This window comes from Spirillospora sp. NPDC052269 (assembly GCF_040679435.1).
Classification (GTDB): Bacteria; Actinomycetota; Actinomycetes; order Streptosporangiales; family Streptosporangiaceae; genus Spirillospora.
This window is the reverse complement of record NZ_JBFAUU010000032.1, coordinates 77,541-84,518: the sequence shown is the minus strand read 5'-3', so window position 1 is coordinate 84,518 and position 6,978 is coordinate 77,541. Positions and strand designations below refer to the sequence as shown.

Annotated in this window: 7 protein-coding genes; 6 read left to right on the top strand and 1 reads right to left on the bottom strand. The window is 70.2% G+C overall.

Annotated features, from left to right (window positions below; genetic code table 11):
- Positions 1 to 74 precede the first annotated feature (74 nt).
- Positions 75 to 953 carry a hypothetical protein gene (locus AB0L06_RS41720; protein WP_500237115.1) on the bottom strand — a complete coding sequence of 293 codons (879 nt, stop codon included), beginning with the start codon at positions 951 to 953 and terminating at the stop codon, positions 75 to 77.
- Between the two features lie 26 nt (positions 954 to 979).
- Here AB0L06_RS41720 and AB0L06_RS41715 point away from each other — a divergent pair, with 26 nt between their 5' ends.
- The 6 genes from AB0L06_RS41715 (at position 980) to AB0L06_RS41690 (ending at position 6,941) form a co-directional block, all read left to right on the top strand.
- On the top strand, positions 980 to 1,336 hold the full coding sequence (locus AB0L06_RS41715; RefSeq protein ID WP_500237114.1) for a hypothetical protein: 357 nt from the start codon (positions 980 to 982) through the stop codon (positions 1,334 to 1,336).
- Entirely contained in the window at positions 1,333 to 2,244 is a 912-nt protein-coding gene (locus AB0L06_RS41710; RefSeq protein WP_500237113.1) for a hypothetical protein, read from the top strand. The genes AB0L06_RS41715 and AB0L06_RS41710 overlap by 4 nt, the downstream gene beginning before the upstream one ends.
- A 52-nt stretch (positions 2,245 to 2,296) precedes the next feature.
- Complete coding sequence (locus AB0L06_RS41705) at positions 2,297 to 3,883, top strand: serine/threonine-protein kinase (RefSeq protein ID WP_500237111.1); 1,587 nt, start codon at positions 2,297 to 2,299, stop codon at positions 3,881 to 3,883.
- A gap of 259 nt (positions 3,884 to 4,142) precedes the next feature.
- On the top strand, positions 4,143 to 5,276 hold the full coding sequence (locus tag AB0L06_RS41700; RefSeq protein WP_500237110.1) for a serine/threonine-protein kinase: 1,134 nt from the start codon (positions 4,143 to 4,145) through the stop codon (positions 5,274 to 5,276).
- Positions 5,277 to 5,405: 129 nt separating this feature from the next.
- Positions 5,406 to 5,837: an ArsR/SmtB family transcription factor gene (locus tag AB0L06_RS41695; RefSeq protein ID WP_500237108.1), complete on the top strand. Its 432-nt coding sequence runs from the start codon at positions 5,406 to 5,408 to the stop codon at positions 5,835 to 5,837.
- A gap of 171 nt (positions 5,838 to 6,008) precedes the next feature.
- Positions 6,009 to 6,941: a cation diffusion facilitator family transporter gene (locus AB0L06_RS41690; protein WP_500237107.1), complete on the top strand. Its 933-nt coding sequence runs from the start codon at positions 6,009 to 6,011 to the stop codon at positions 6,939 to 6,941.
- Positions 6,942 to 6,978 lie beyond the last annotated feature (37 nt).

Genomic DNA, 6,978 nt, shown 5'->3' with positions numbered 1-6,978 from the left:
CTCCGCTGCTGCCCACACCGAGCCGGCCACCTCGCCAAGGCCATCCACGTCCTACAAACCCGCGAAGCCCAAACTCACTGAAAAAGGCTCAGTGCGGCCTTCTCGTGGGTGATGCTCGAGTTGGCGTCGGCGGCTTCACCGGTCAGTCTGAAGCGCTGGAAGTAGACGGACGCGAGAGCTGCCGACAGGTTGGCGTCCCGTTGTTCCGGTCCCAGCAGGGCGCCGGCACGCTCACCATGGGTGATGGCGGTGGCAAGGCACTGCGGGTCGCGGGTGTGGTCGTACAGCCAGCCGAGGGAAATCGTCAGGTCGCTCAGGCAGTAGGCCTGCTGCCGTCTGTCGGGAAGCCCGTCTTCCAGGGCACGTTGCAGGAGTTCGGCGGCGTGCCGCAGGTCGTCGGCGTTTGAATGGTGACTTCGGTATCGGACGAGGTGGGCGCGGGCCTGGTTGGCGTGGCAGCGGCCGCGGTCCGGGCTGCCAGGGGCGAACGCGGCGGCGGCCCGCCGATGCCGGTCGATGCTCGACTCAATGAACGGGAGGTGGGAGGTCGCTTCGTACAGCGTCCGGTAGTGGGTGCCGATCTGGGCGAGCAGGTCGGCTCGGGCACTATGGCCCATGGGGAGCAGAGTGAGCGCGTCATCCCCGTAGCGAACGCACGCCTTCAGGGCGCCGAGGTCGGCCGTCAGATCGTACAGCGCTTCATACGCGAGGCTCAGGAGGTGGAAGCACATCACCTGATCGCCGTCGTTCAGCTCTGGAATCGCGGCGATCTCTCGCAGGGTGATGATCCCTGCCGCGAGCAGGTCGGGATCGCCGGCCTGCCGCCCGCCGTCGACCATCGAAACCGCTCGCGAGAGGCGTTGCTTGATCTCGTCCCGGTCTGCCCGCATTTCGGCCTCCCTGGTATTGCCGATGGTATCGTCGCCGCGCCTGCCGCGAACCTTTGATCTCATGCCAGGATTCGAAGAGGAGCCGTGCCATGGCCTCAACACAGTGGGAAGTCCTCGCCCGGCTGTGTGATCAGTTGCCCGCACTTCGGCGGGAGGTCGCGGAGCACTCGAACGCGGCCGAAGACCTCCTCGATCGCATCGAGGACGGCGCCCGTAGCGGGCGGCCTGTCGCCGCGCTGCTCGATGAACTCGAGGCGGCCCTCGACGACGATGAGGTTCGGGGTGGCCCACCACGCCTGCCCAACCTGCCACCGCAGCCGCCCAGTGAGGAGCGCTTCGTCTGCCCGGACGGTCGCTGCGGCCGTGAGGTGACGCCTCTCCCCGCCGGGCCGGTACCGCGCTGCTGGCTGAACAGTCGGCTGATGCGCTTGCAGGACCCGGATTGAGCGGCTTCTTTCAAGAACTCGCCAAGCAGCTCGCGACGCGATGGATGTCGCTGCTCGCGCTGCCCGGCATCCTGTTCATGGCCGCCTGTCTGACGGCGTCGTGGCTTGGCCAGGCGCGGGCGCTCGACGTCCACCTGCTCTCCCATTCCGTGGACGGGCTCGGCGCTGAGCTGTCGCGCTCCCCAGGGGCGACGCAGGCGCTGCTCCTGACCGCGGCGCTGCTGGGGTCCGGCGCGATCGGGCTGGCAGTGCAGGCGCTGTGCGGTCCCGTCCAGGCGCTGTGCCTCGGCCAGTGGCCGCGCGGCTTGAGCGGCCTCGCAGGCCGCCTCACCGACAGGCGACGCAGCCGCTGGCACGAGCTCCTGGAGTTGCGGCGCGATCTGGAGCGAGGTGCTCCCGCGGCCACGCGGACCAGCGCGCAGCAGCGCCGGATCGATCAGGTGGGCGGCCAGATCAACGCGCTGGCCCGAGCCGAGCCCGGGCGTCCGACCTGGATGGGCGATCGGATCCACGCCCTGGGGCAGGTGTCCGTCTACCGGTACGGACTCGATCTGGAGTTCGGCTGGTCGCGGCTGTGGCTCGCGCTGCCCGACGAAGCGCGGAAGGTGATCGACGAGGCACAGGCCGCGTTTGCCGGCGCCGTCTACATCCTCGCGTGGTCGGTGCCCTACCTCGTTCTCGCCGCGTGGTGGTGGCCGTCCGCCGTCGTCTCGCTGGTGATCGCCGTGGCGGCCCGACAGCGCTGCCGCGCCGCGATCGACACCCTGACGGATCTCACCGAGGCGGTCCTCGACACCCACGGACGCGATCTCGCCATCGCACTCGCCGCGGCACCGTCCGACAGCACCGGCCCACTCACCATCGAGGAGGGACGGGCCGTCACTCGCATCGTGCGAAAGGGGCGCTGAGGGAACTGTACGAAGCCGCCCCTTCCGGGTCATGACGGATTAGGGTCCGATCATGCCTGACGGTGGGATGTTGAACGGCCGGTACCGCATCGTCGATCGGCTGGGCAGTGGCGGCATGGGGTCGGTGTGGCGGGCGGACGACGAGCTCCTGGGTCGTGAGGTGGCGGTCAAGGAGATCCTGTTGCCGCACGGCCTGGACGAGACGGCCCTGGCCGCCGTGCGTGCACGGGCGCTGGCCGAGGCGCGGGCCGCCGCCCGGGTCCGCCACAATGGCGTCGTCACCATCTACGACGTGGTGATCGAGGACGGGCATCCGTGGATCGTGATGGAACTCGTCCGGGCCCGTTCCCTCGACGATCGCATCCGCGAGGAGGGCGCGCTGTCGGTCGCCGAGACGGCTCGGATCGGCGCGGCCTTGGCGGACGCGCTCCGTGCCGTCCACGCCCTCGGGATCGTCCATCGCGACCTGAAACCCGCCAATGTCCTGCTGGAACCTGACGGCCATGTCGTCCTGACCGATTTCGGCATCGCGACCATCGACGGCGACCTCCGTCTGACCGCCTCCGGCCTCCTCATCGGAACTCCGGGCTTCATGGCTCCCGAACGCCTGGCGGGCGAGCCCTCCGGACCCCCGTCCGACCTGTGGTGCCTGGGCGCCGTCCTCTACTCGGCCGTCGAGGGCAGACCCCCCTTCAAGGGCACGACCCCGGCCATGGTCGCCGCGGCGGTCCTCACCGGAGCCCCCGCCCAGCAGACCCGCTCCGGCACGCTGAAGCCCCTGATCACCGCGCTTCTGGAACGCGACCCCGCCGCCCGCCCCGACGCGTCCGAAATCAGCGAACGCCTGAAAGCGGTCCGTCCCGACGCCCCAGGACCGAAGACGCGCGCAGATCCTCAGCCTTCCCGCACCCCGGCGGCCCCCGTCAAGCCCCGGCCGCAGACCCCCAGGCTCCTGGCCTCGGTGCCGCCGACCGCTCCGGCGGCGCCGCAGGCCGCCGCGAAAGGCCGCCGGATCGGCGCGACACCCCAGTGGATACAGGCTGAACGAACCAGTTCCCCGGCCGTGCCCCCTTCGGTCTTCCCCGGAGGGCGCATCGGCTGCCTGGTCGCGCTGGCCGTGGCGATCGCCCTGCTGGCGGGACTGTGGGCCCTGCCCTCGTCCCACTCCGACGATTCCGTCGATCCCGTCAATTCCGTCGATCCCGCCTCCCTGGGGCCCGCGATCGACCCCTGCCAGCTCGTCAGCGATGTGCGGCTGCGATCACTCGGCCTGGTCATCGACGCCCGCGATCCCACCCCCTTTGAGGACGAGAAGCACGGGATGGCGTCGTGCAACTGGAGGGCAAAGAACGAGTCTTCCCCGAGCGTCACGATCGAGGTCATGCGCTACCCCGACGATGAGACCGCCTTTCGAGAATTCCTGAGCGAACGGCGCGACAGAGGCAGCGCCTTCGTCCCCAAGGGCGTAGGGGACGAAGCGAGGGGCTTCAGCAGCAGCGGCACGAGCAGCATCTACGTCATGCTGCGCTTCCGACGCGGAAAACGAGTGGTGTCCGTGACGCTCAACAACGCTCCCCGGATCGAAGCCGGGACTCAGGTCGCCAAGTGGGCCGACACCGAAATTCAGAAGTACCACTGACCTCGCGTCAGGAGTCATCGATGGCGTGGGCTAGCGGAAGGGCCCTTGGACGGCGGGGTCCGGCGGGGCGACGCTCGAGCCGGGGGACGGGGCGGGCGCCGCGGAACGCGAGTCGGGAACGGTGCGCAAGGCGACCAGCGAGGGCGCCGGCAAGGAGAACACTTCGCTGGACGGCCCCCAGGAGACTCGTCGTTCGAGGTCTCACGGTCGCCGTGCGCTTTTCGCTCCTATATAGGGCATGACGGACTAGGGTCCGATCATGCCTGACGGAGGGATGTTGAACGGCCGGTACCGCATCGCCGACCGATTGGGCAGCGGTGGGATGGGATCGGTCTGGCGGGCCCACGACGAACTCCTGGGCCGTGAGGTGGCCGTCAAGGAGATCTTGCTGCCGCACGGCCTGGACGAGGCGGCGTTGGCCGCCTTGCGGGTCCGGGCGCTCGCCGAGGCGCGGGCCGCCGCCCGGGTCCGTCATCCCGGTGTCATCACCATTCATGACGTGGTGATCGAGGACGGGCATCCGTGGATCGTGATGGAACTCGTCCGGGCCCGTTCCCTCGACGACCGCATCCGCGAGGCAGGCGCGCTGTCGGTCGCCGAGACCGCCCGGATCGGTGCCGAACTGGCGGACGCGCTCCGTGCCGTCCACGCCCTCGGGATCGTCCATCGCGACCTGAAGCCTGCCAACGTCTTGCTGGAGCCCGACGGCCACGTCGTCTTGACGGACTTCGGTATCGCGACCATCGAAGGTGACCTCCGCCTGACGGCCTCCGGCCTCCTCATCGGCACACCCGGCTTCATGGCCCCCGAGCGCCTGGCCGGCGAGCCCTCCGGACGTCCGTCTGACCTGTGGTGTCTGGGTGCCGTCCTCTACTCGGCCGTGGAGGGTGGACGTCCCTTCGAGGGCACGACCCCGGCCATGGTTGCTGCGGCCGTCCTCGCCGGGACCGCCGCACCACAGGCCCGCTCCGGCCCGTTGAGTCCCCTGATCACCGCACTTCTGGAACGCGATCCCGCCGCGCGCCCCGATGCGTCCGAGACCACGGAGCGCCTGAAGGCGACAACCGCCGACGAACCCCGACCGGAAACCCGCCCCGACCTTCAGCCGTCCAACACCCCGGCCGCCCCCGTCATACCTCGGCCGCATACTCCCACCCTCCGAGCCTCCACACCGGAACCCCCAGGCGCGGAGCGGGAGATCGGCGCGGTGCCCGAGTGGATGCGGGTCGAACGGACCCGTCCTCCGGCCGAGCCGGCCCCGCGCTTCCGCAGGCCGCCCACAGGTTGCCTAGTGGCGGTCGGCGCGGCGATCACTCGGCCTGCCCGCCGACGACCACATCTCCCTCCCCGCCAACGGGAGCGACCCGACATCGGAGTGCAGAAGTACCACTGACCCCTCGCCAGGAGTCGTCGATGCGCCTGTCAGGTATCGGACGGGTGGGACGTCCTCGGAGGTCCGGTGGGGTGGGCGGACGCAGGCGACGGTTGACAGTGCGCGGGCGAGTGGTACTAATCTCCACATGTGAGCAAGCGTGCAGATATTGAGGCCCCGGCCCCGCTGGACGGCTGTGACGTCCGGATGGTCGACCCCGATCGCGTGGCGGCCGTCCGTGCCGTGATGCCCGCCCCCGAGGTCGTGGACGACCTCGCCGCGGTCTTCTCGGTGCTCGCCGACCCGGGGCGCGTGCGGATCATCACGGCGCTCCTGGAGGGCGGTGAGATGTGCGTCTGCGACATCGCCGCCGTCTGCGCGAGCAGCGAGTCGGCGGTCTCCCACGCCCTGCGCCTGCTGCGCGCGGGACGGGTCGTCACGGTCCGCAGGTCCGGCCGGGTGGCCTACTACCGGCTGGCCGACTCCCACGTCCGCCTGCTGCTCGACCTGGCCCTGACCCACTTCGGACACGAGACCTCCTCAGCGGACCGTGAGACCCCTTCCGGTCCCGAAGCCCGCTAGCCCGGGCCCGACCCCCTGGAGCGATGCATGGAGAACCCGGCTGGACGCACGCGGGAAGCGGCGGCCACGGCGACCGGCGAGGCCCACGACGACCACGATCATGACCATGAGAGCGGCGGCGGGGACGGCCACGGACATGGTCACGGGCATGGCCACGGTCACGGTCACGGGGTGTCCGCGGATGCCGATCGGCGCTACCTGACCGGCGCGCTGGTCCTGATCGCCGGGTTCATGGTCGGCGAGGTCGTGGTCGGTCTGCTGGCGCATTCGCTGGCGCTGGTCTCCGACGCCGCGCACATGCTGACCGACGCCGCGTCGATCGTGCTGGCGCTGGTGGCGATGCGGCTGTCGGCGCGTCCGCCGGAGGGCGGCTTCACCTACGGGCTGAAGCGGGCGGAGATCATGTCCGCCCTGATCAACGGCATCAGCCTGCTGCTCCTGTCCGCGTTCTTCGTGTACGAGGGCGTCGACCGCCTGATCGATCCGCCGAAGGTCGAGGGCGGCCTGGTGGTGGCGACGGGTTTGGCCGGGATCGTGATCAACCTGCTGGCGACCTGGCTGATCAGCAAGGCCAACCGGTCGAGCCTGAACGTCGAGGGCGCCTACCAGCACATCCTCAACGACCTGTTCGCGTTCATCGCGACCACCATCGCCGGTGCGGTCGTCCTGTTCACCGGCTTCGCCCGGGCCGACGCGATCGCCGCGCTCATCGTGGCCGTCCTCATGCTCAAGGCCGGGTACGAGCTGGTCCGCGGCGCGGGCCGGGTGTTCCTGGAGGCCGCCCCCGACGGTCTGAGCCCGGCCGAGGTCGGGGCTTCCATGGCGGCGTCCCCGAGCGTGGTCGAGGTCCACGACCTGCACGTCTGGGAGGTCACGTCCGGCTACCCGGCCCTGTCGGCGCACATCCTGGTCGACGTGGGCGGGGACTGCCACGCCGTCCGGCGCGCGATCGAGGCGATGCTGAGGTCCCAGTACGGGATCGACCACACCACCCTCCAGGTCGACCACGCCCCGTCCGACGTGGTGCCGGTCGGGGCGTCCGCCCGGGTGGACGACCATTGCGCCGACCCCCACGGCCCCGTCCACCGTTCTCCGAACCACTGACCGGACATGACGCGGGGCAAGGGCCGCGGCAATGGCG